Origin of the sequence: Treponema sp. OMZ 799, from assembly GCF_024181365.1 — a bacterium.
Taxonomy (GTDB): Bacteria; Spirochaetota; Spirochaetia; order Treponematales; family Treponemataceae; genus Treponema_B.
The window spans coordinates 2,172,387-2,194,203 of sequence record NZ_CP051301.1 but is presented as its reverse complement, the minus strand read 5'-3'; the positions used below and the strand labels follow the sequence as shown (position 1 = coordinate 2,194,203).

Annotated in this window: 16 protein-coding genes; 11 read left to right on the top strand and 5 right to left on the bottom strand. The window is 40.1% G+C overall.

Translation table 11 applies throughout. From position 1 onward, the window contains the following. The first annotated feature begins 23 nt into the window (after nt 1–23). Nucleotides 24–404, top strand: a complete 381-nt coding sequence (locus tag E4O04_RS10200; protein ID WP_253707740.1) for a hypothetical protein — start codon at nt 24–26, stop codon at nt 402–404. Beyond that, a complete protein-coding gene (locus tag E4O04_RS10195; protein WP_253707738.1) occupies nt 344–2,935 on the top strand; it encodes a leucine-rich repeat protein in 2,592 nt (863 codons plus the stop codon). Before E4O04_RS10200 ends, E4O04_RS10195 begins: the two co-directional genes overlap by 61 nt. A gap of 271 nt (nt 2,936–3,206) precedes the next feature. Here E4O04_RS10195 and E4O04_RS10190 read toward each other — a convergent pair whose 3' ends face one another. Next, nucleotides 3,207–4,085 (bottom strand): Rpn family recombination-promoting nuclease/putative transposase, encoded by an 879-nt coding sequence (locus E4O04_RS10190; protein WP_253678767.1) that lies wholly within the window; start codon nt 4,083–4,085, stop codon nt 3,207–3,209. A 306-nt stretch (nt 4,086–4,391) separates the two neighbouring features. On the opposite strand from E4O04_RS10190, the gene E4O04_RS10185 reads away from it, so the two are divergent. Both E4O04_RS10185 and E4O04_RS10180 read left to right on the top strand, forming a co-directional pair. Next, entirely contained in the window at nt 4,392–7,241 is a 2,850-nt protein-coding gene (locus tag E4O04_RS10185) for a right-handed parallel beta-helix repeat-containing protein (protein ID WP_253707736.1), read from the top strand. A 95-nt stretch (nt 7,242–7,336) separates the two neighbouring features. Then, a complete protein-coding gene (locus tag E4O04_RS10180) occupies nt 7,337–10,630 on the top strand; it encodes a right-handed parallel beta-helix repeat-containing protein (RefSeq protein WP_253707734.1) in 3,294 nt (1,097 codons plus the stop codon). Here the strand turns inward: E4O04_RS10180 and E4O04_RS10175 are convergent. Beyond that, entirely contained in the window at nt 10,627–11,163 is a 537-nt protein-coding gene (locus tag E4O04_RS10175) for a nitroreductase family protein (protein ID WP_253687494.1), read from the bottom strand. The genes E4O04_RS10180 and E4O04_RS10175 overlap by 4 nt on opposite strands. 40 nt (nt 11,164–11,203) lie before the next feature. Then, the gene (locus E4O04_RS10170; protein ID WP_253707733.1) at nt 11,204–12,370 is read right to left on the bottom strand and encodes an HAD family hydrolase; all 1,167 of its coding nucleotides are present in this window, start codon (nt 12,368–12,370) and stop codon (nt 11,204–11,206) included. A 176-nt stretch (nt 12,371–12,546) separates the two neighbouring features. Between E4O04_RS10170 and E4O04_RS10165 the strand changes: the two genes are divergently transcribed. The 7 genes from E4O04_RS10165 to E4O04_RS10135 all read left to right on the top strand — a co-directional run bounded on the left by E4O04_RS10165 (nt 12,547) and on the right by E4O04_RS10135 (nt 19,657). Then, nucleotides 12,547–13,386, top strand: a complete 840-nt coding sequence (locus E4O04_RS10165) for an Rpn family recombination-promoting nuclease/putative transposase (RefSeq protein WP_253687496.1) — start codon at nt 12,547–12,549, stop codon at nt 13,384–13,386. 86 nt (nt 13,387–13,472) lie between these two features. Then, nucleotides 13,473–14,648 (top strand): undecaprenyldiphospho-muramoylpentapeptide beta-N-acetylglucosaminyltransferase, encoded by a 1,176-nt coding sequence (gene murG / locus E4O04_RS10160; RefSeq protein WP_253707731.1) that lies wholly within the window; start codon nt 13,473–13,475, stop codon nt 14,646–14,648. A 35-nt stretch (nt 14,649–14,683) separates the two neighbouring features. Beyond that, on the top strand, nt 14,684–15,151 hold the full coding sequence (locus E4O04_RS10155) for a CvpA family protein (protein WP_253687498.1): 468 nt from the start codon (nt 14,684–14,686) through the stop codon (nt 15,149–15,151). 13 nt (nt 15,152–15,164) lie between these two features. After that, nucleotides 15,165–16,454, top strand: coding sequence for a hypothetical protein (locus E4O04_RS10150; protein ID WP_253687499.1), 1,290 nt, complete (start codon nt 15,165–15,167; stop codon nt 16,452–16,454). Then, nucleotides 16,451–17,653, top strand: a complete 1,203-nt coding sequence (locus tag E4O04_RS10145; RefSeq protein ID WP_253687500.1) for a two-component system sensor histidine kinase NtrB — start codon at nt 16,451–16,453, stop codon at nt 17,651–17,653. The genes E4O04_RS10150 and E4O04_RS10145 overlap by 4 nt, the downstream gene beginning before the upstream one ends. Next, nucleotides 17,650–19,071, top strand: a complete 1,422-nt coding sequence (locus tag E4O04_RS10140; protein ID WP_253687501.1) for a sigma-54-dependent transcriptional regulator — start codon at nt 17,650–17,652, stop codon at nt 19,069–19,071. The genes E4O04_RS10145 and E4O04_RS10140 overlap by 4 nt, the downstream gene beginning before the upstream one ends. Continuing rightward, nucleotides 19,058–19,657 carry an SAM-dependent methyltransferase gene (locus E4O04_RS10135; RefSeq protein WP_253687502.1) on the top strand — a complete coding sequence of 200 codons (600 nt, stop codon included), beginning with the start codon at nt 19,058–19,060 and terminating at the stop codon, nt 19,655–19,657. The genes E4O04_RS10140 and E4O04_RS10135 overlap by 14 nt, the downstream gene beginning before the upstream one ends. Here E4O04_RS10135 and E4O04_RS10130 read toward each other — a convergent pair. Together E4O04_RS10130 and E4O04_RS10125 are read right to left on the bottom strand one after the other, a co-directional pair. Then, nucleotides 19,647–20,534 (bottom strand): hypothetical protein, encoded by an 888-nt coding sequence (locus E4O04_RS10130; protein WP_253687503.1) that lies wholly within the window; start codon nt 20,532–20,534, stop codon nt 19,647–19,649. The two genes, E4O04_RS10135 and E4O04_RS10130, sit on opposite strands and share 11 nt — an antisense overlap. Nucleotides 20,535–20,540: 6 nt before the next feature. After that, complete coding sequence (locus E4O04_RS10125) at nt 20,541–21,752, bottom strand: S1C family serine protease (protein ID WP_253687504.1); 1,212 nt, start codon at nt 21,750–21,752, stop codon at nt 20,541–20,543. Nucleotides 21,753–21,817 lie beyond the last annotated feature (65 nt).

Below are 21,817 nucleotides of genomic sequence, written 5' to 3'. Positions count from 1 at the left end.
GAAGTGCGAATGGAGGGAAAAAGATGCGTAAAAAGTTATTATTAATTGCAGTAATTTCACTTGTTATTTTGGCAGGGTGTAAACAGTTTTTAGCCGATATCGAAAAAAACTTTGAATATTGGGCATCAACGGTCATCGTTACGGATACCGTGATTCCTTCAGCCGGTACGGACGCTGATGGCTATCCTTGTATTAAAAGCGATGGGGATAAAGAAATATTAATCAAGATTATAAACCCGAAAAATTATAGGTTACAATTTCCCGGAGATCCCGGTGCTCCATCGGATATTGCGGTTTTTGCAAGCGGAGCAATAGGCTCAGGCCCGGGTACCCCCCCCCCCCCGTGCACGGCACAGATTACACCCTTAGTCCAAACGGACATGGCGAGCTTAAACTTACTTTAAAAGATGCTTTTTTAAAGAAAAATGAACACGGTAAAGCAGACTTAAACCCTTCCATTAAACTTTACAGTACAGACGGAAGAAATTTCGGCACTCACTCCTTTAAGCTGAGAGTAAACACCCCGCCGCTCAAGGCTGACTATAAAGGCTGCGTTAAAAAAGACAATGTTTATGTTCTTGTATTTGAAGTACCAAATATGCCGGGGTATCCAATAGAGGGTACGGACCGCCTGCATAGCGATGTTGACAAGGTATGGATACAAAAAGGACACGGAGCGTCCTTTGAACACCCAATTACGCTAAACGGAACTACGGGTTTTAATCCTCCTGAATCTCAGGATGCACAGCCTTTTTGCCTTATCAAGCGTGATGGTATTACCGCATTGACATCTGGCGATGTCGAAGGCGTAAGTCTGCCGGATTATCCTTCTCATGGTTCTTGGTTCTTGTACCTAAAAACCGATACACCTATAAAGGCAGGAAAAACCGATTATAAAGTTAGGATAAAAGACAAAAAAGGCCTTTATTCGGGAGAGGTTACACTATCCACCCCCGGAAACACCATAGCCCCCGTTACGGTAACTCTTGTTCCAACCACAGGAACCACTAGTGTTCCTGATTTAAGTGACGAAAATACTTCTAATGCTGCATATTTGATAACGGCCAAAAGCGGTCAAAATAATGTACAACTTACAATGTCGACAAGTACAACAACAGCCTCGCTAAGATGTGAAGTCAAAAAAGTAGGTTCCGACGAAACCGTATTTTCTAGTACCGTTAGTAACCCTATAACCGTCAACCTTCCTGTTCCTACGGATTCATATGAAGAGACCTACAAGGCCGTAATAAGGGCAACTGCCGCAGGACTGCCTCAAACTACAAAAACGATTTATTATAAGGTGCGCGGCAGGACAATTACGGTTAAAACATGGAAAGAACTAAAAGAGGCCGTAAAGAACACCGAGATAGACACAATAAAAGTTACTACCACAATAACGGCTGCTGCAAGCGGTAATAACAGAGGAGAAATTGAAGTAAATAGAAATTCAAACGAAACTGTAACCATAAAGGGAGGCGGAACAATCGATGCCAACGAGCAAAACCGCATTTTTTTGGTACAAAACGCTAACACGCTGATACTAAATAATCTTACACTTCAAAACGGAAAGCTTGACTCGGGAGAAAGCGGAGGTGCAGTGCGTATAAATAATGGAGGAACTCTCATTATTAACAATGTAATTATTAAAGACTGTAAGGCCGTACCCGGAAATGGAGGCGGTATTTCAAGCAGCGGTAATTTCACTATGAAAGGAAACTCCTCAATAAAAGATTGCAATGCCGTAAACGGAGGGGCCGTGTATATCGTAAACGGAAATTTTAGTATGTATGATGACGCAATGATTACCCCGTCTACAGGTGCTCTTGCAAACACACCGGGGGAAAACGATGTCTATCTTATCAACAATACAAAAATCAGTATGGACAGCTCGCTTTCTCAAAGCGGCATAGTTGCCCGAATAACGCCGCAGCCTTATAACACTGTCACACAGGTTTTGGCCGGATCGGGGTTAGCGTCAGGATATGAGAAATTCACCGTAACAGATGAGCCCATACTCAACATCGGTATACAAAAATGGAAAATAAAAAATACCGGTAAATTGACAAAAGATGCCGCAGTAATTCCCTTTGACAAATTGGGTACCTATCTTGGTTCTCCTCACGCTTCCGCTGCTGAGGTAAACCTTATAAAAGTAACAGGACTAACAAATGAAAACTTAAAAGGAACCTCCACACCTACTCCGGGTAGTCCGAGCGACTTGGGAGTGGTCTTAAATGACAACTCTGACAAACAGGTTTCATTGATACTGCCCGAAAGGGTAGAGGATCTTACCGATATGAGTTTCTGTTTTTACGGCTGCACAAGTTTAATCGAAGTCTCCGGTATCCCTAAAGGCGTTGAGAATATGGGCAGCTGTTTTAGAGGCTGTTCCAATTTAACCAAAGTCCCCGTTCTCCCTCTAAGCGTTAAGAATATGACCAGCTGTTTTTTAGACTGTACAAGTTTAACCCAAGCTCCCAATATTCCTGTAAGTGTTACGAATATGAGTAACTGTTTTAGAGGCTGCACAAGTTTAATCCAAGCTCCCATTATCCAGGCAAAAAAAGTTACGAGTATGGAGGCTTGTTTTTCCGATTGTACAAGTTTAGCCCAAGCTCCCGTTATCCCTGCAAGCGTTAAGAATATGAGTTACTGTTTTTACGGCTGTACGGCTTTAGCCATAGGTCCCGATATTCCTGAAAGCGTTACGAATATGCAGAAGTGTTTTGAAAACTGCTCAAGTATGAGAAGCGTTAAGCTTTATTGTGATTACAATTCGTACAACATTAACGGTTCCCCGGCGTTTAATAATGCCTTTTCCGGCTGTAGCGCTTTGGAAGAAGGCGGCATAAAGGTTCCTTCAGGGCAGCTTGGCACTTACCGGAGCAATGCAACTACGATGGGAACAACGGCAAATAAGTTTAGCGGCTTTTAATTGCAGGCGGCCCGCATCGCCTTATTCGAGCCCCTCGTATCGTTCGGAACGAGGGCCTCGCATGCCTCTATGCGAGAGGCTCCCTCCGCTCGGAACGAGGGCCTCGCATCGCTCGGGATCAGGGTGTGCATAAGGTAAGCAGGTCTTACCCCATAGGGTAAGACCGTCCACCCTTATAATGGTGGACGGTTCACCCCTATAATGGTGGATGGTTCACCCCTATAATGGTGGACGGTTCACACCTATAAGGCCTTAGCGCTTCGCCGCCTTGCTATAGTTTTTCGATTTCTTCAATTGAAAGGCCCGATATTTCTTTTATTAAACTTAAATCCAAATTTTTCAACTTCATCAGCTTGGCAGTTTCAAGTTTGGCTTCGTAAGCTCCTTTATCAAGACCTTGTTGTATTCCTGCTTCTATACCCTCTTGATAGCCTACATACTTCCACGAAGCTTTGTCATGTTCGTATTTCATTCGGTTTTCATAAAGCCATTTTTCTTTTGGGTCTTGCATCATGACTTCTATCGTTTTATTTGCTTTTGCCATCACAGGCGATTCTTGTGCCAACATCTTTCTCACCTCCGAGTCATCGGTTTCAATAAATTTCAGCCAATTATAAAGTTTCTTTTTCTTTTCATCCTGCTCAATATTTTTATCCTGTTCTTTAATCTTGGCAAGGTTTAAAAAGTGGATTTCAAGCTCATCGGAAAGCTTATCGTTTAAGTGTTTTTCAACTACATTATACTCGCTGTGAATAAGATTGTTTAAATCAAAGCCTTCACCCACTATGTTTATTGTAATACATTTAGGCAGTTTTGTATACACTTCACCTGTTTTTAAGTTTTCCGTGTACATTTTAGCCCAATAAAATATAGTACGCCGGACAAATTCACTGTTCCACCTGTTTTGAATTTCGATGTCGATAATTGTGTTGTTTTTTAGGCGTAGTTTTACGTCTAAGACACCGCTTTTATCGCTTATTGAATCCTTATGAAACTCCTTATCCATAAGTTCCAAGCCCGCGATATTTTCAGTTGGAATATCTAAAATACATTCCAGTAAGTCCTGCAAGACATCTTTGTTTTCCTCAGTGCCGAATATACGCTTAAATGCGTAGTCGTTGCGGAGCGTAATTTTAAAGATTTTTTCCATATTTAATCCCTCTAATAATTTTTTAAAAGAAGAAAAAATTCCCCTTTCATAATTATTGTAGGGATTGTTTGCAATATATAGTAAATAAATTGAAAAATATTTTTGGCCCCTTTTTCGCTTATCGGCAGTAAGTATAGCGTGCTTCCCCTTTACAAAATAGGACAAAACGGATTATAATAAAGGCAGAGGCATTAAACTGCAATGAATTTAAAAGTAAAGTTTAAAAAAATCTTTGCGGCCTTTGCGTTCGTTGCGGTTAAATTAAAAAATTACCCTTGAAAATTAATATTTTGAATGGGGATAAAAATGCGTAAAAAATTATTTTTAATTACAGGAATTTCATTTATCCTTTTTGCAGGCTGTAAGCAGTTTGTAGCCGATATCGAAAAAGACCTTGAGTATTGGTCTTCAAGTGCTCATATTATTGATATCGTATTGCCCTCATCATCCAATGATATAGACGGTTATCCCTGTGTGGCAAGCAATGATGATGCAGCCATAACTTTAAAACTAGTGAATCCTCAAAATTACACCTTTAAAACCCCGGCAGATTTGGGAGCTCCTTCAGACATAGTTGTCTTTGAAGACGGTGTTCAAGGAAGCAGCGGAGCTGTTCCGGTACACGGTATTGATTACGAGTTTAAGCAAACACAAACTAACGAAGTCCGGCTCATATATAAAAAGGCTTTTTTGGAAAAATCTGAATGGAGCAGTCAAAATTTAAGTGCCTCAATAACGCTTTACAATAGAGAAGGAAGAAAATTCGGCTCTCGCAGTTCTAAACTGAGGGCAAACAGCATACTTCCTGAACCGAAAGGCATAGCCCTGCTTAAGTATTCTGATAGCGGAAAGGACTACTATGTTTTGTGTTTTAAACCTGAGGGTATCGATAAAAAGATAAACAATAATACTGAGCTGCTCCATAAAGATCTTTCGGAAATATACATAAAAAAAGAGAATGAGCAGACTGCTACTTATCCTCTTAAATTTAATAGCTCTAATACCGGCTTTGATATTTCGGAAGCTTCGGAAGTTTTAATATCCTTAGGCAAAACAAATAGCTTAAAAAATGACCAGGTTCCCGCGGGAATGTCTCCCGACCCTCTACCTGCAGGTCCTTGGGTAATTTGCTTAAAAACCGATGTGGAGGTATCTACAAATAGCCCTCAGACAACCTATAATGTATGGCTTAAGGATGAAAAAGGCCTTTTTTCTCTGCCCGGCACAAAAACCACAAACAAATTTAAACTTCCGGATCCTAAGATTAGCTTTTCCAATCATATGAACAATGTGTTTGAGTCCGGTGTGTACACTCCTGTAGGTCAACCGGCCGACAGCACTGCTTTGCTGAACGGAACTCATGACGAACAGCCTGACGGTTCAAGTGAAGAAAATGCTATCCCCATATACAGCGCATACGGAAACGATATACAGCTTAAAATAAAGGTTAATATACATGACTTTATTGTTGCGGCAGGGCTTCAAATCAAGACTTATGTTTACAGAAAAACCGAATCCGGATTTCAATTGTTTTCTGATTCTACCGCATCGGGAGGAAACGAAACTTTTGTTGAATTATCGGCAAAATCAGAGGAAGTTGTTTACAGACTTGAATCATACGCATTTTTATCAGGGTTTGATGACAGTGAATCCTTTGTCAAATACTATAAGGTAATAAGAGGGGTAAACGGTGATACTGCCCCTGATGTACCTGTCTGGGGAATCTTAAAAAAAGCCGTCGAAGAAAAAACTGAAGCCGGCGGAACCCTTATAGTAAGAGGCGAAATTAAGGCACCAAATTCTTCAGGCGGAGTCGGTAATCACGGGGAGATTGAGATAAATAAAGATATTACCATAAGGGGTAAAACCGGAAAGGATGTTGACTCTATAAATGCAAATTCAAGCGCTTTGGGCTCTAATCCTCACCGCATTTTTAATATAAATGCAAACGGTAAAAATGTTCGTCTTGAAGGCCTTACTCTTAAAAACGGTAAAAAATCAAATGCCGATGGAGGGGCCGTTTTACATAAATCGGGCAATCTTCACATAAAAGACTGCAAGTTCGAAAACAATGAGGTAGAGGGAAGTCATAAAGGCGGTGCCGTTTATTACGAAGATGGTACTCTTACATTGAGCGGTTCTGTTGAGCTGCCAAGCACCGGAGAGGGTAAAAACGATATCTACATTGAAAAGTCCGAAAAATTTATAAGCATTGCAAGCCCTCTGACAACTGAAAACGTTGCCCGCATAACGCCCAAAGACTATACTATTGGCGGTTCTCCGCGTAAGGTGCTTGGATCCGTTGCAAGTGTAAACCTTGCTTCTCAAGTGTCCAAATTTACCGTAAGCCCTCAAACTACAAGCGGCGGATCGCAAAAATGGATAATCGATGATCGGGGCTTTCTTCAAAAACTTTTAACGGGAGGCAGCTCTACAGATAATTGGAATACCTTGGTAACTGCCTTGGATAGTGTGCAAAATGGACAGATACTTTATCTTTCAGGGGAATATATGCCGAATTCAAATAATGCAATAATTATAAGTAAATCCTGTACCATAAGGGGTATGGGTGATGCAGTATTAAATGTCAATAAAACCGGCACTATGTTCCGTGTCCTGTCATCTGACGGATTGGTTACTCTTGAAAATCTTGAGATAAAAAACGGCAAAGATGATACCTATGTCCTGATTGCAGATACTGAAGGAAGTTTTAAACTAAAAAATGTAAGGGTAAACGGGGTTAAAAAGCTTGTATCATCCGATTCGGGGGATATAAGTCTTGAGGATGTGATTATCCAAGGAGATAGTGATAATCCGGTAATAAGTCTTGTAGGAGGGGCAATCTCAGGCCTGCAAGTTCCTGCATCTTACCTCAATTTAAGGGGGGCCATAGCCATTCCGGGAAAAATTAAGCTTATCTTCCCTGCAGGAGAAGATAATTACAAAGGCTGCATCAAAGTTTGCGATAATAAAGCATACGCTCTGCATCTCGACTTCGGTAGCGATTATTATACTGTCGAAGGTAAACAAGTCGTTTTTGTAGATCCCAATACAGGCATCTCCTTGGCCGATGCGGTAGCAAACATAAGGGTAGCCCCGTCTCAAGATAATCAAGCATGGTTTATTAGTGATGACGGTCATCTTAGAAAACGATAAATTTTAATTGGCTAGTTTTCCGATTGACAAACTAGAAAATCTTTACTATATTATAAGCTCTTTGTACTTATTAAAGAATTTCATCGGGGGACGATTTGCGAAAATTTTTTTATGGTTTTGTATTTATAATCTTTGTCTTAACATTCACGACTTGTAAACAATTTCTTACCGATATTTCTGAAACTTTTGACTATTGGGCATCTACAGTAATAGTAAAGGAAACCGTAATTCCCAATTCCTTAATGGATAAAGAGTCTTATTCATGTATACCTTCGGATTTGGATAAGAAGATAAGCTTAAAACTTATAAACCCTCAAAATTACAGTCTAAAAATGCCTGAAGGAACAGGTACTTATACCGATATAATTATGTTTGAAAGCGAGGTTGAAGGTACCGGAGGCGGTATTCCTGTACACGGGACCGACTATGAGCTTAAGCAAATAAATTCTGTTGCGCTTGAACTAACATATAAGGATGAATTTTTAAAAAAATACGAGTGGGGTTTACAAAATTTGAGTCCTACGATAACTTTTTATAATAAAGAAGGCAGAGAATTCGGCAGTCATACTTTTAAATTGCGTTCTAATACTCCTCCTCCCGATATAACGAACATCACTGTCTGTAAAACTGCCGCCTCACCGGAGAAATATGTGCTCTGTATCGGTTTCGATCCCAATAAATTAAAAGAAAAGATAGGCAGCAGCGATTTACTTCATAAAGATATTAAAAAGATAAACATAAACAATACCGAATACGCTATAAAACTAAACTCTGCCGGTGACGGCTTTGATACAACTAATTCTAATTTTATTTCTAAGACAGCAGTTGTGCCGATTTCTTCCGACTCGGATCCTGTTCCTCAAGAAAAAGGAGTTCTTTATTTTAAGACCGATATTGTAGTGGGCAGCAGGCAGAAAACTTATAATTTATACATCTGCGATGAAAAGGGTCTTCCTTCTTCTAAAAAGACTGTATCAACTCCATCCAACATACCGGATACAGCAAAACTTTACGATATGACAGGCACAACTCAGACAGAAATTACGTCAACAGCTACTCATAGTTTACCTTACACAATTGCTTATAAAAACATTATCGGTGGTACTATACAATTAAAGGCTGAAACTACGACTACCGGTGCAGTCATCAAAGGAAAAATAGAAAAATATAATGGAAGCACATACATACCCTATGCAGATATAAATAGCGGTTCTCAAAGCGGCACAGATATAAGTCTACCCAAACCCGAATCAGGCGAGGTTTTATATAAGATCACATTTAGAGCAGAAGGTGAAGGCTTTACACCCGGTAATTTCCAGGAAAGGTATGTTAAGCTTGTTGAAGGCGGAACTCTAACAATTACGTCTACAGATTTAAATACGAACACGTGGAAAGATCTAAAAGAGGCAGTAGAAAATCCTGCCGGTCCCATTCTTATCATAATCGACGGCGAAATTAAGGCTGATAGTTCTTATAGCAATTATGGTGAAATTACGGTAAAAAGAACTCTTACAATACAAGGCCTGACAGGTTCCGGTATCGATGTCCTCAATGCAAATAAAGATGAAATCGCAAAACCTCGGCATAGGATATTTAAGATAGAGCCGTCAGGAAATCTTACTCTTGATGGTCTTACCCTAAAAAATGGCGGCGGCACTGTCTCAAAAAAAACCCATGGAGCTGCCGTTTATTCTGAAGGATCTTTTACCGCTAAAAACTGTAAATTTACAGGTAACGAAGCAGGATCAAATGCGGCCGGAAAGGGAGGGGCTGTAAATATTTTAAAAGGAAATACCATAATCGATAACTGTGAATTTACTTCAAATAATGCAAATATGGGCGGAGCTATCTATGTCGATGAAAACGGAAAATGCACAATAGGTAATACCTCAACTCAGACTACAAAAATACATTCTAATACGGCTGTTAATGGGGCCGGCATATATGTAAGCTCTACACAACCAGACGGTTGTCGTATAAATAAGGGAACTATAATAGGCGGTGATGTTTTTAATTTTGCATCTTCGTTTGGTGGAGGTATATTTATTTTTGCCGGAGCTGAATGCACAATAAAAGAAGGTGTAAAGATACAAAAAAATCAAGCCGAAAATGGGGGCGGTATTTATAATGACAAAGGTAATCTTAAAATTGAGGGCCTGGTCTCTGATAAGGTTATTATTTCGGCCTGTGAAGCAGATAGTTCTGATTCTGACAAAAAGAAAGGAGGCGGTATTTATATTGCCGGCGGCAATGTAACAATAGAAAATGCTGATATAAAGGGTAATACTGTAGGGCTTTCAGGTGAAGGACAGGCTTTCTATGTTGCCGGCGGTACTTTTGAAATGAAAACCGGTGCAAAAATAGATGATGATAATGATGTCTATCTAAAAGCGAATGTAACGATACAGGTTAATACTAATGATATATCAGACTTTGGTGCAAAAATTACTCCTGAAAAATATCCTAACAAAAATAATGCTATTAAGGTGCTTGAAGGCTCTGCTATTCAGGCTTCTCACAATAAATTCAAGGTATCTGACAAAGCAAATCATACACATTGGAAGGTCGATGACAGGGGTAACTTAGCTCAATTGGTTAAGTCATCGGATTCATGGAAGATTCTTAAACAGGCAGTAACTGATGCTCATAATGATGCCTTTATTTATATAGACGGGGAAATAAAGGCAACCAATGCCGGTGATAATCATGGATTTATTGAGATAAAAAAAGATCCTGGATTTTCGGCTTTAGATACCAAAGTCCTTACCATCATAGGTGTTTCAGGTTCAGGAAATGATATTTTAAACGCAAACTATGGAACAGGTTCAGCGTATAATACAAATGAACATCAAATATTTAAGGTATTCGCCGGAGTAGAGTTCACCCTTAAAGGGCTCACACTTAAAGGTGCCGCATCTACTACTGATGGCGGTGCAATTTATACACAAGGCACAGTTAATATGATTGACTGCGTTATAAAGGAGAATAAAACCTATTATTCACGTCCGGGAGCCGGAGTGTTTATAGCCGCCGGAACCTTTATTATGGATGGAGGCCTTATCACCGGAAATACTCAATCTAGCGGTGTAGGTAAGGGTGTTTATGTAGCAAACGGCTTATTTACAATGAAGGGCAGTGCAAAAGTCGATGAAAACAATGATGTATATCTTCCTACAAATAAGACTATAAATATTTCGGGTGAACTTACTCCTGCCGGAGGAACTGCGGCCTTGATAAATCCTCAAAGCTATCCGTCCGGCAATACCATAAAGGTTCTTAAAGGCGATATATCCATTGATAAAAACTACAAAAAGTTTAAAGTAAAGAGTAATGGAATTACATTATGGTATGTAGGTTCTGACGGTAATCTTACTACCGATCAGCCCTAGCCTAAAAAGTGCATGTTATCGTCAAAGTCTTTTCTTGTTTTTTCCCTTAAAGGGTATCCTTCTTTGGGATAGCCCAGGGCAATGACAAGGCGGATTCTTTTTCTTCGGTCTATGAGTTTTTGGATGCGTTTTTCGTCAAAGACGCCGAGGATGCAGGTTTCCAAATTTAAGGCTGAGGCTGCATTTACAAGGTTGGCCGTTAAGATGCCTATATCTATTGCCTTAAAGTCAACCTTCTTTATCATTGAACCTATCTTTGCAGGAAGGCTGTAATTGTCTTCGGCTATTACCAAAAAAGTATTGCACTCGTCAATAAACTTGTTAAATGAAACCATCTTAGCCTCTGCTATTATTTTTGAGTTTTCGCCTTGGGCAACAAAGACCTCGTAGGGCTGGGAATTACAGGCCGATGGCGAAAGCCGGCCGGCTTCTAAAATAGAAACCAAGTCTTCCTTTGAGACAGGTTTGGAATAATCAAAGCTTCTGCAGCTTTGCCTCTTTTTCATAAGATCTAAAAAATCGTCAAACTTCATCTTTTCCTCCATAAAAACTTTTTACCAAGCAAATATCGAATTACTTTTCAGGAAGGCTGTCTAAGGGCCTTTCCTCGTCCGGGGCCTTAGAGATAAACCGGCCTTTCCCGTTATCTCTGTGCTGCACAATTATTCCTGTTTCGGGGTTTTCTCTTTCTTTAATTCCCTGCATTAAAAGCGGAAATATTTTTGCTTCCTTTTTTGGGCTTCGGTTAAAGATTAGGATTAAGGCCTCATCTTTAAAGGCATCCATCATAAAAAAGTCTCCGTCACCGTCTCCTGCTATTAAAACGGGAGCCTTGTTTTGGTGTTTGGGGGCAAGTACTTTTTTTATTGCTTCTGCCTTTCCCTCCCGCCTTGTTGCAGGGATCGAAGTGTCGTTTATAACCGTAAGCTTTTTATTTTTATCAAGAAGTCTTCGTCTTCCGAAAACGTTTTTACTTTCAAGATTATACCCGTACTTTGGGTGGGAGGCAAATACGCGTACATTGTCTTCTTGGGAGGCCGAGCAAATATAGACCTCGATTCCGTTTTCTTTTAAGGCCGAAAAGAGGTTTTGCATTTCTTCCTGAATACGCAAGCCTTTTCTATATCCGCCTTCTACCTCCCCGGCCCTTCCTTTTAAAACCGATGAGGATCTTACGGTATAGGTTTTTATTTCGTCCTTTAAGCCTTGGTCTATTGCCGTCTCGGTGAGGCCTGAAAGTTCTTCTATCGTCATGCCTGTGCTTACCGATTGGCCGATGTCTACTCCGCAAAGCGAGGCCGCTCCGCGCATCAAAACCAGCATCTTCGCTTTAAAATCTATAAACTCTTCGGTTAAGGTAATTTCTGCAAGGCTCATTTTTCCGCCAAAGCCGGAATAATTTTTATATAAAAAATCGTATCTCTCGTTTAAATCGTCGGAAAGCTCCCCCGCAGTTAAGGTCCTGCCTTCAAGGTTTGCCGTATGCGGCAAAAGCACATCTTGAGGAATTCCTGCCCTTATGGTTCGATTAAATTCGTGAGGGGTTAAATTAAACTTAAAATTTTCAATCTGGTACACAAAAAGGTTATCCTGCGTATCGTAAAAAATTGAGGTAAAATCCCAGTCGAAAACTGCATAGTTTCCGTTAAAGGCCTTTTCTCTTATCAGCTTTTCAAGCCTCTTTTTATTTTGAGGCTCCCAATTTCCCGTCTTTAAAATTAAAGCATCATCTTTAAGCATAAGGCCATTATGAAGTAATCGTAAAATAAAGTCAATCGGAAGGGGCGGGGATTAATTAAAAAATGAGTTTTAGTTTGTCAAATAAAATATTAATTTTTTTTATTTTTACTACTTACTGTAAGAAATATATACAATAATAGTGAAGGCGGCAAAATAGTCTTTTATGGAGGTCTTTTATGACGAAAAAAAAAGAATGTTTAAATCCCAAAACTGATTGGGTATTCAAATTGATGTTTTCAAAAGGAGAAAAAGGAAACAAGGCTCTTGTTGGTTTTTTAAATGCCTTTTTGGAAGATTCTTACGGTAAAATTAAAAAAGCCGATATTTTAAATACCGAGCTTACCCGTGATGCCCCCAATGGAGAAACTTATCATCTTGATTTTCTGATTAAAACCGATTCAGGTCTCATTATAGATCTTGAGATGCAGCAGTTTTGGAAAAACAATTACCCGATACGAAATCAGATGTATTTGCTCCGTATTGCCTCACGCTTTTTAAAAATGGAACCAAAAGAAACGGATCCGTTTTTTGCCATAAGTCTTTCCGTTTTCGGTTGTGATATACCGAAAAATGTAGAGCTTGTACAAATGTCAAAAACATCGGTAATTCAATATATTTATGTTGAATTAAACAAGTTAATAGGTTATACTATGAAAAAGAGCATAACAGAGTATACCCCAAAAGATTTTTGGATAAGGTTTTTAACTAAGTATGAAGAAGATAAAAAAAGCGGAATGTTGGAAAAATTATGTGAGTTAGAGGAGGGGATAAAAATGGCTGAAGAAACACTCCTGTGGGTAACTGAAGAAGAAAGACAAATGGCTAGAGAATTGTCCAAAGAAAAATATCAGATGTTCTTAGAAGCGGAAAGAGCCGATGCCAGAAGAGAAGGTTTAGCTGATGGTGCATATCAAAAAGCCAGGGAGACAGCGGCTTCTTTTAAGCGGCTTGGTGTAGATATTGCCAAAATAGTTGAAGGGACAGGCTTAAGCAGGGAAGAAGTAGAGACTCTTTAGGACACAATCAAAATCCACAGATTTGCTCTTGATAGTTTACACACAGCCCCTTTTCAAAATTGTGTCATTGTGATACACTTACGGCTATGAAATGTGTTGTTTTTACCGGAGGCGGAACAGGGGGACATATTTTCCCGGGACTGGCCGTTGCCGAGGTGTTAAGCTCTTCTTCGGAATGTAGGATAGTTTGGATAGGCTCTGCTAAGGGCCTTGACCGCAAAATAGTCGAATCTTCGGCTCTTCATTCGGCCGCTCCTTCGGTTCTCGAATTTAAGGGGATCCCTGCCGGAAAATTAAGGCGGTATTTTAGTTTTCAAAATTTTATAGATGTTTTTAAGGTCGCCGCAGGCTTTATAAAGTCTTTTTTTATTCTTTTAAGGTTAAAACCTATTTTTGTTTTTTCTAAGGGCGGCTTTGTTTCGGTGCCTCCCTGCGCTGCGGCAAAGCTTTTAAAGATTCCCGTTATCACTCACGAGTGCGATTTTTCGCCGGGCCTTGCAACTAAGATTAATTCCAAATTTGCAAATCACATCATGGTTTCATATCAAGAAACGGCTGATCTTTTTCCGCTTTCTATCCGCTCAAAAGTTATCTGTACGGGCAATCCTGTCCGCTTAAGTTTTTATTCGGGCAGTCCCGAAAAAGGACGCAGCTTTTTAAACATAAAAAACGATAAACCTGTCCTCTTTGTATTGGGCGGAAGCCTCGGTGCAAGGCAATTAAACGATTTGATTTCAGATTCGATCGAGTACCTTGTAAAACATTTTGTTGTAGTTCATCAGATTGGGGAAGCCAACATGGATCAGGGGCAAAAAATTAAAGAAGCCCTTTTAAACTCCTCTCCACAATTTGCAGAAAATTATAAACCCTATCCTTTTATAAAAAATGAGATGGCTGATGTTTTAAGCCTGTCTTCAATTGTTGTGTCGCGGGCCGGCGCCAATACTGTTTGGGAATCGGCTGCTGCAGGTAAGCCTATGATCCTGGTTCCTCTAGAAAAGGGAAGTTCGCGCGGCGATCAAATAGAAAATGCCGAATTCTTTAAGAAAAAGGGTGCTGCAGAAATTCTTTTGGGCGAGGATGTAAGGCCCGATGTTTTTATAAGCCTTTTACGGGATCTGGGCTTTGAAGAAAACGGAAGCGGAAACGATAGGCTTAAAAACATGGCTAAGGCCTCGGCAGCTCTTGCAGGCGAAAAACCGGCCGTTATAATTTCGGACTTTTTAAAAAGTTTTTTCACCTCTAAAAACGGAGAGCTTTAAAGAATGAGGATGATTAAATGATGGAGAATAATTAAATGCAGATAGGTAGTGCCGATATAGTTTTTTTGATTATATTAACTTTTTTTGCCGTCAAGGTTACGGTAACGGGTTTTATAGACGAGTTTTTTTCAAAGGCTGCCGTAATAGTCGGAGGGCTTATAGCATTTTTGTTTTATAAATTGCTTACTCCCGTAATTACCGAGCTTCTTGGAGAAAAATCCTTATCGGCTGTTATAGCCTTTTTAATTTTATTTTTGTCTGCTTATTTGATTATAAAACTTGTGCAAGTTTTTTTAGGCTCCCTTTTTTCAAACGAGTCATTAAAAAATTTGGACAGGTCATTGGGCTTTTTTTTAGGCCTTGTCGAGGGATTGATTGTGATAGGCGTTATCCTAATGCTCATCAATATTCAAACCTTTATTTCGTTTGATAAGATATTAAGCGAAAGTATTTTTGCTAAAATACTTTCTCCGTTTATTTTAGATATAACTAAGCAGTTATAGGTAGGAGATGGTGATGTTTGAAAATCTGATAGATCAGGAAGCAGGGCTTAGGCTTATTCGGGATATAGAACAAAAAAAACTTCCGCCTTCGATTTTGTTTTCGGGGCCCGAATGTTCGGGGAAGCTGACTGCTGCCCTTGAGCTTGCCCGCTCCGTTTCATGTACCGAATCGGGGCACTGGACATGTAGCTGCTCTTCATGCTTGAGGCAAAAAGAGATGATTTCTCCGGATGTTCTTATTTTGGGTGCACGAGATCACAGCCCCGAAATCAAGGCTGCCTCTGAAACCTTGTTAAAGACAAAAACTATTTCTTCCCGATACTTATTTTTGCGTAGTATCAGAAAACTTACCTCCCGATTTGATCCTCGTCTTTGGGATACGGATGAAGCTCGGTTTGTTAAGGCTGCCCCCCTCATTGCAGAGATTGAAGATATCCTAGCCGATCTATGCTCGGTTCCTATCGAAACCATGGATGAAAAAACTTTGAGCAAAATTACGGAAAGCCTTGTTTTAAAAAGTACAAAACTTCAGGACGAGTGCATGTACGATACGATTCCCATCAATCAGGTTAGAAAGGCCTCGTCATGGGTGCGTCTGATGCCTTCGGGAATAAAAAAAGTTTTGATTGTCGAAAATGCCGATAAGATGCAGGAAGGAGCACGGAATGCTTTTTTAAAAATTTTGGAAGAGCCGCCTTCATACGCAATCTTTATTTTGACTACCGCTCATCGCGGAGCAATTATGCCTACCATCTTATCTCGGGTAAGGCCCTATAATTTTAAAGAGCGTGATGAAAAATCTCAAGAAGAAGTTATAAGAAGGGTTTTTAAGGGAGAGGTTTCCCACGAACCTTTCGGAAAATTTAATCTTTTAAGCTCTTACCTTTACGGTTTTTTACCCGTAAGTTTTAGGACAATTCAAAATGCCGCTTCCTTATTTTACGAGTATATTTTTTTACTCATAGACAGGCAAAATAAAATTCTTCCCTCTGCTCTTTATAATTCGGTCTCTGATTATAAAAACGAAAATCATTACGACAATTCAAATTGTACGGTGCCGAATATTGTAAATCTTTTAAATAAGTGTAAGCCGCATACTATTTACGTTTTGTTTTTAAACAGCCTTTTGTTTTTTTTGCAGAAAGGCCTAGAAAATGAAGAATGTTCAGCCTTGGAACTTGAGTCCTATTTTAAAATAACGGCCTTGATAAAAAATGCAGAAGCCGCTGTAGATATTTTTAATATCTCTCCTCAGGCCGCCTTAGAAAACTTGGCGGAGGGAATTAAGGAAAAGCTTATATGAGAGAGTTTATGAGAAGGGGAATACAAAAATCCCCGAGCATGAATGAGGCCCAGCTCCGCACCTTTGTAAAGCTGCTTGCAAACGAGTATTCTCTTTTGGACTCCGTGATGGATTCTTTAAACGACGGCGTTATAGTTGCAAATTCCGAAAACAAGATTATAAAATCGAATAGGGCCGCTGAAAGAATTTTAGGCACTCCGCTTGGCGAAAGCCATGAAAAAAATGTATGGGAGCATATAAAGATTCAGGATATTGCGGACTTTGTTTCTTATGTAATTGAAAATGAAAGCGGACAAACTTCAAAAGAGTTTAACCTTAAGGCAGATATGCCGGAAGGTAAAAATAAGTACATTGAAGTATCGGTTCTTCCCCTGGTAAAAGAAAAAAAAATTCAGGGCACGATAATTATGATTGCGGACATTACCGAAAAAAGAAGTGAAGAAATTAAAAACCGCCGCCTTGAAAATCTTGCAAGCCTTACAAATGTTGCCGCCGCCGTTGCCCACGAAATTAAAAACCCGCTTGCAGCGATCAGCATCCACTTACAGCTTTTAAAGAAAAATTTTACCGCCTGCAATTTGTCCATAAACCAAAAGGCTCAAAAGCATATAGGCGTTATCGAAGAAGAAATTGAAAGACTCAATAAAATCGTAGTGGATTTTTTATTTGCCGTGCGTCCTTTAAAATTCGAATTTGTTCCGGTAGATGTAAATGCTCTTTTAAAGAATTTATACGAAACCTTTTTTGACGAGTTTAACGATAAGGGCATAACCATTTCGCTTAACTTTTCAAAGGATCTTCCCAAAATTCAAGGCGATGAAAGATTTTTGCGGCAAGCCTTTATGAATGTATTGACAAACGCAAAATCCGCAATGCCGGACGGAGGTTTTTTGGATATTTCGACAAAGAGCGAAAACGATTTTCTTCTTGTAATTATTTCGGATTCGGGACAGGGTATCCTGCCTGAAGATCTTCATAAAATCTTTGAGCCTTATTTTACTACTAAGCATGACGGAACAGGATTGGGGCTCACCATGACTTATAAGGTTATAAAGGAACATGGAGGCGATATAAATGTTTATTCGGATTACGGATTGGGAACAAGTTTTAAATTTTCTCTCCCGATAGAACGTAAGGGTGCAATGCTTTTACTTTCCGATAAAACTTCCGACTTTGATTCGGTAAAGGATATAAAATGAAATTTACTGTTTTGGTTATAGATGACGAAAAAAATATCCGTGAAGGTCTTGCAATGGCCTTGGAAGATGAAGGTTACGGGGTAATCACGGCCGACAACGGAAAAACAGGGTTGGATATTGCCTTAAAAGAAGATGTCGACCTTGTAATTACCGATTTAAAAATGCCCGAGCTTAGCGGCGAAGATGTGCTCCGTGAGGTTATTTCAAAAACTCCCGGAGTTCCCGTAATTGTGTTAACCGGTCACGGCACGGTAGAGACGGCCGTTGAAGCCATGAGGATGGGTGCCTATGATTTTTTAACCAAGCCATTGGATTTGGAACGCCTCTTCCTCTTGGCAAAAAGAGCCTTACAAAATCGCGCCCTTGTTCTTCAAAACCGTGCTCTTTTACATGACATCGAGACAAAGCAAAGTTTTGAAAACATCATAGGGAAGAGCCCCCTTATGGAAAAGGTTTTTGAGGATATAAAAAAGGTGGCTCCCACAAAGGCAAGCGTTTTAATTACCGGAGAAACGGGAGTCGGAAAAGAGCTGATCGCTCAGGCCATTCATAATCTTTCTAGCCGGAAGGATAAGCCCTTTGTACAGGTTCACTGTGCTTCCTTTGCCGAAAGCCTCTTGGAGTCGGAACTTTTCGGTCACGAAAAAGGAGCCTTTACGGGAGCAGTTCAGCGTACCCGAGGCCGTTTTGAAATTGCAAACGGCGGAACCCTTTTTTTGGATGAGATAGGCGAGGTCAACCAAATGATACAGGTAAAGCTCTTGCGCGTTCTCCAAGAAAAAAAGTTTGAAAGGGTAGGCGGAACCGAAACTCTTAGTGTCGATACAAGGATAATTGCCGCCACCAACAGGGACCTGATCGAAGAAATAAAAAAAGGAAATTTCAGGGAAGACCTTTATTTTAGATTGAATGTTGTGCATATTCATGTTCCGCCCTTGCGTGAACGTAAAGAGGATATCCCTCTTTTGGCTGCCGCCTTTATCAAAGATTTTGCCGAAGAAAATGATAAAAAAATAGATTCACTTGAGCCGCGTGCACGAACTGCAATTTACAATTATGAGTGGCCGGGAAATATCAGGCAGCTTCAAAACTGCATTCAAAGTGCTGTCGTAATGAGCTCGGATAATGTAATTCATTTTGATGACCTCCCTGCCGCCTTACGCGAAAAGGCCGAGGCTTCTTCAATCCGCATTCCCATGGGTGTAAATATGGCCGAAGCCGAAAAGCAAATTATTTTGCAGACACTTGCAAACCAAAACAACAATAAGTCCAAGACTGCCGATATCTTGGGGATAGGACGCAGAACCCTCCATCGAAAGCTCGATGAATATGCGGCCGAAATTGCAGAAGATACGGCTCAGATGTTGGAAGAAAAAGAAGCTCAATCCAAAAAGGAAAAATCGAATGGCAAAAAATAAATACAGCGAACCGGATTATTGGTCAAAAAAAGCTTTTTCGGAAAACTATCCTGCACGCTCCGTGTACAAGCTTGAAGAGATGAATAAAAAATTCAATCTTTTTTCGCCCGGCGATAAGGTCTTGGATTTGGGTGCTGCTCCCGGAAGCTGGACTGTCTATGTTCTTCGCTTTTTAAATAGAGAGGGAAGGGTAACTGCCGTAGATTTAAAGCCCTTGGATTCTTCTGTCTATGATGAGCGTCTTAATTTTTTTCAAGGTGATATGTTCGATAAGGGGATTATAAAATCGGTAAAAGAGCTTGGACCCTATGATGCTGTCATCTGCGATGCAGCCCCCGCAACTACAGGCAACAAGACCGTCGATACTGCCCGCTCCTCAGGCTTGGTAGAGCTTGCAATTTATTATGCCCAAGAACAGCTCAAACAAGGCGGGGCCTTTGTGGTCAAGATATTCCAAGGAGGGGATCAGCAAATCCACTTAAACAACTTGCGGAAATATTTTAAGACGGCAAGGGCCTTTAAACCGGAGGCCTGCCGCAGTTCAAGTTTTGAAACTTACTTGATAGGTTTGGATTTTAAGGGTTAGGCTCTCTTATCTTGTCGATAATAATATTTATCTGAATAATAAGTATACCTGTGTACCGCTCTATGTGTTCGATTATATATTTTTGCAGCTGATGTATCTTTCCCGTCAGCTGGGTTCCGAATGGAATATCCACAGTCAAGTCCAAGCGGTATCCGTCCTCTGCTTTTTTGATGATAAGTTTTTTTATGACTATTTCCTTGTCATACTCTTCAAGGCAATGAAATACCATCTGGCTTAAAGCAGATTCGGATATTTCCACCGTGCCGACCTTTGAGAATTCCGGACGGACTACGGACTTTTCAAAGAGCCTTGATTGTTCCGTTCCTACAAAGGGCGTTTTTTTGTTTTTAAAAAAGAGGCGAATCTTGTCGTAAAATATTTGCGGATAGGTACGCTGTACCTCAATTGAGGGAACAGGTATAACATGTTTACCTTCAACCCGCCTCGATCTCATTGCAGTTTCGATTTCTTCTCTGCTTGCAATATCTTCTATTTTAATTATTTTTTGAGGCTGAGGAATTTGAAGGCGGGCGGCAATCTTGTTTACCATTTTTTCGGAAGTGCCCAATATTAAAATCTTTTTAAAGCTATGGGATTGTAAAGCCTTTGCAGCCCCATCCCTGTGTTTTTTGTCATCAAACAAGGCCACCTTAACGGCAGCCAAAAAAGTTTTTTCTCTCTTTGCCGATTGGCCTGCAATTATCTTATCGTTACAGATTAAAAGCCCGTCATCTATGATGAGCTTTATACCGTATTTTTCGGCAAGCAGCTTTGCTCTGAAGCTCTTACCCGTTCCGCTTTCACCGACGAGGGCATAAACCGAGACTCCTTTAATCTTCCATGAAATTTTTTTAAAAAGTTTTTTTAAATCGATCATCGGCTCTTAATTTCTTTCCGACAGGGTCAAGCGCAGATCTATAAGTTTTTTCCCTCTTATAACCTTAATATCTACGGTTTCTCCCGGCTTTTTATCCTCCAGGACCGAATAATAATCGGTTATATTGTTTATCTTTTGTCCGGCTATTTCGACTATTATATCTCCGCCTATGTAAAATACCGAGCTGTATCTTCCTATGCCTGAGCGGACAGCTTCATTTCCTCCGCGAAGATCGGCCTTTGCAGCATTGCTTCCTCTTTTTACTTCGGAAACAAGAAGCCCGTAAGCAACAGGCAGTTTTGCGTAAGAGGCAAGTCTTCCCGATACTTGAACCAATTCGGCATCGATAGAACCTCGGATAACCTTTCCGTATTTTAAAATATCTGCGACAACTCTTTTAGCCGTATTTACGGGAACTGCAAAGCCGACCCCCGCCGAGCTTCCCGATGTGGAATAAATCATGGTGTTTATTCCTATCATTCTCCCCTGAGTATCTAAAAGAGGTCCGCCTGAATTTCCGGGATTGATAGCCGTATCGGTTTGAATCATGTTTTTGATTATGATGTTTTTGTCGTTTTGAATAGGGCGCTTTAGGGCCGAAACTATTCCGTCCGTAAGAGTTCTTTCCAAGCCGAAGGGGTTTCCTATAGCCAAAACTCTTTGGCCTACTTTTAAATTGGCAGAGTCTCCGAATTTTATGACCGTAAGTTTGATGTTCTTAGGCGGATCGAATTTTAAAACCGCCAAATCGTTTTCGGGATCCATACCTACAACTTGAGCTTCATATTGGCTTCCGTCATAGAGCGAAATAAATATCTTTGAAGCATTTGCTATAACATGGGTATTTGTAAGAACAAGTCCGCTTTCATCTATTATTGAACCTGAGCCTGAGCCGCCTTCAACTGGTACGGGCTCAAAAAACCAGTTGACACCCATCGTTTCCGTTGTGATGTTTACTACGCTCTCGTTGGTGGAAGCGTATACATAAATATTTTGAGTTTCGGCTTGGCTGTAATCCGTATTGTTTGACGTATTAATCGTTATCGGTTCATTTTTCGATACAGTTAGATTAGGAATTTCAGTCAGGGCTTCAGCCTGTGCTTCTTTAAAATCTTGATTTGAATTAAATTTTAGCCCGGCATAAAAACCGGCACTTGCAAAAATAAATGCTGCAATTAGCGAAAATACGAGGGTTTGTCTTCTGCTGTAGAGCTTCATAATCGGTAAGCCTCCTATGGTATAGTCTATTAAAAATACGCCCTATTTGTCAAGCATGGATTGAA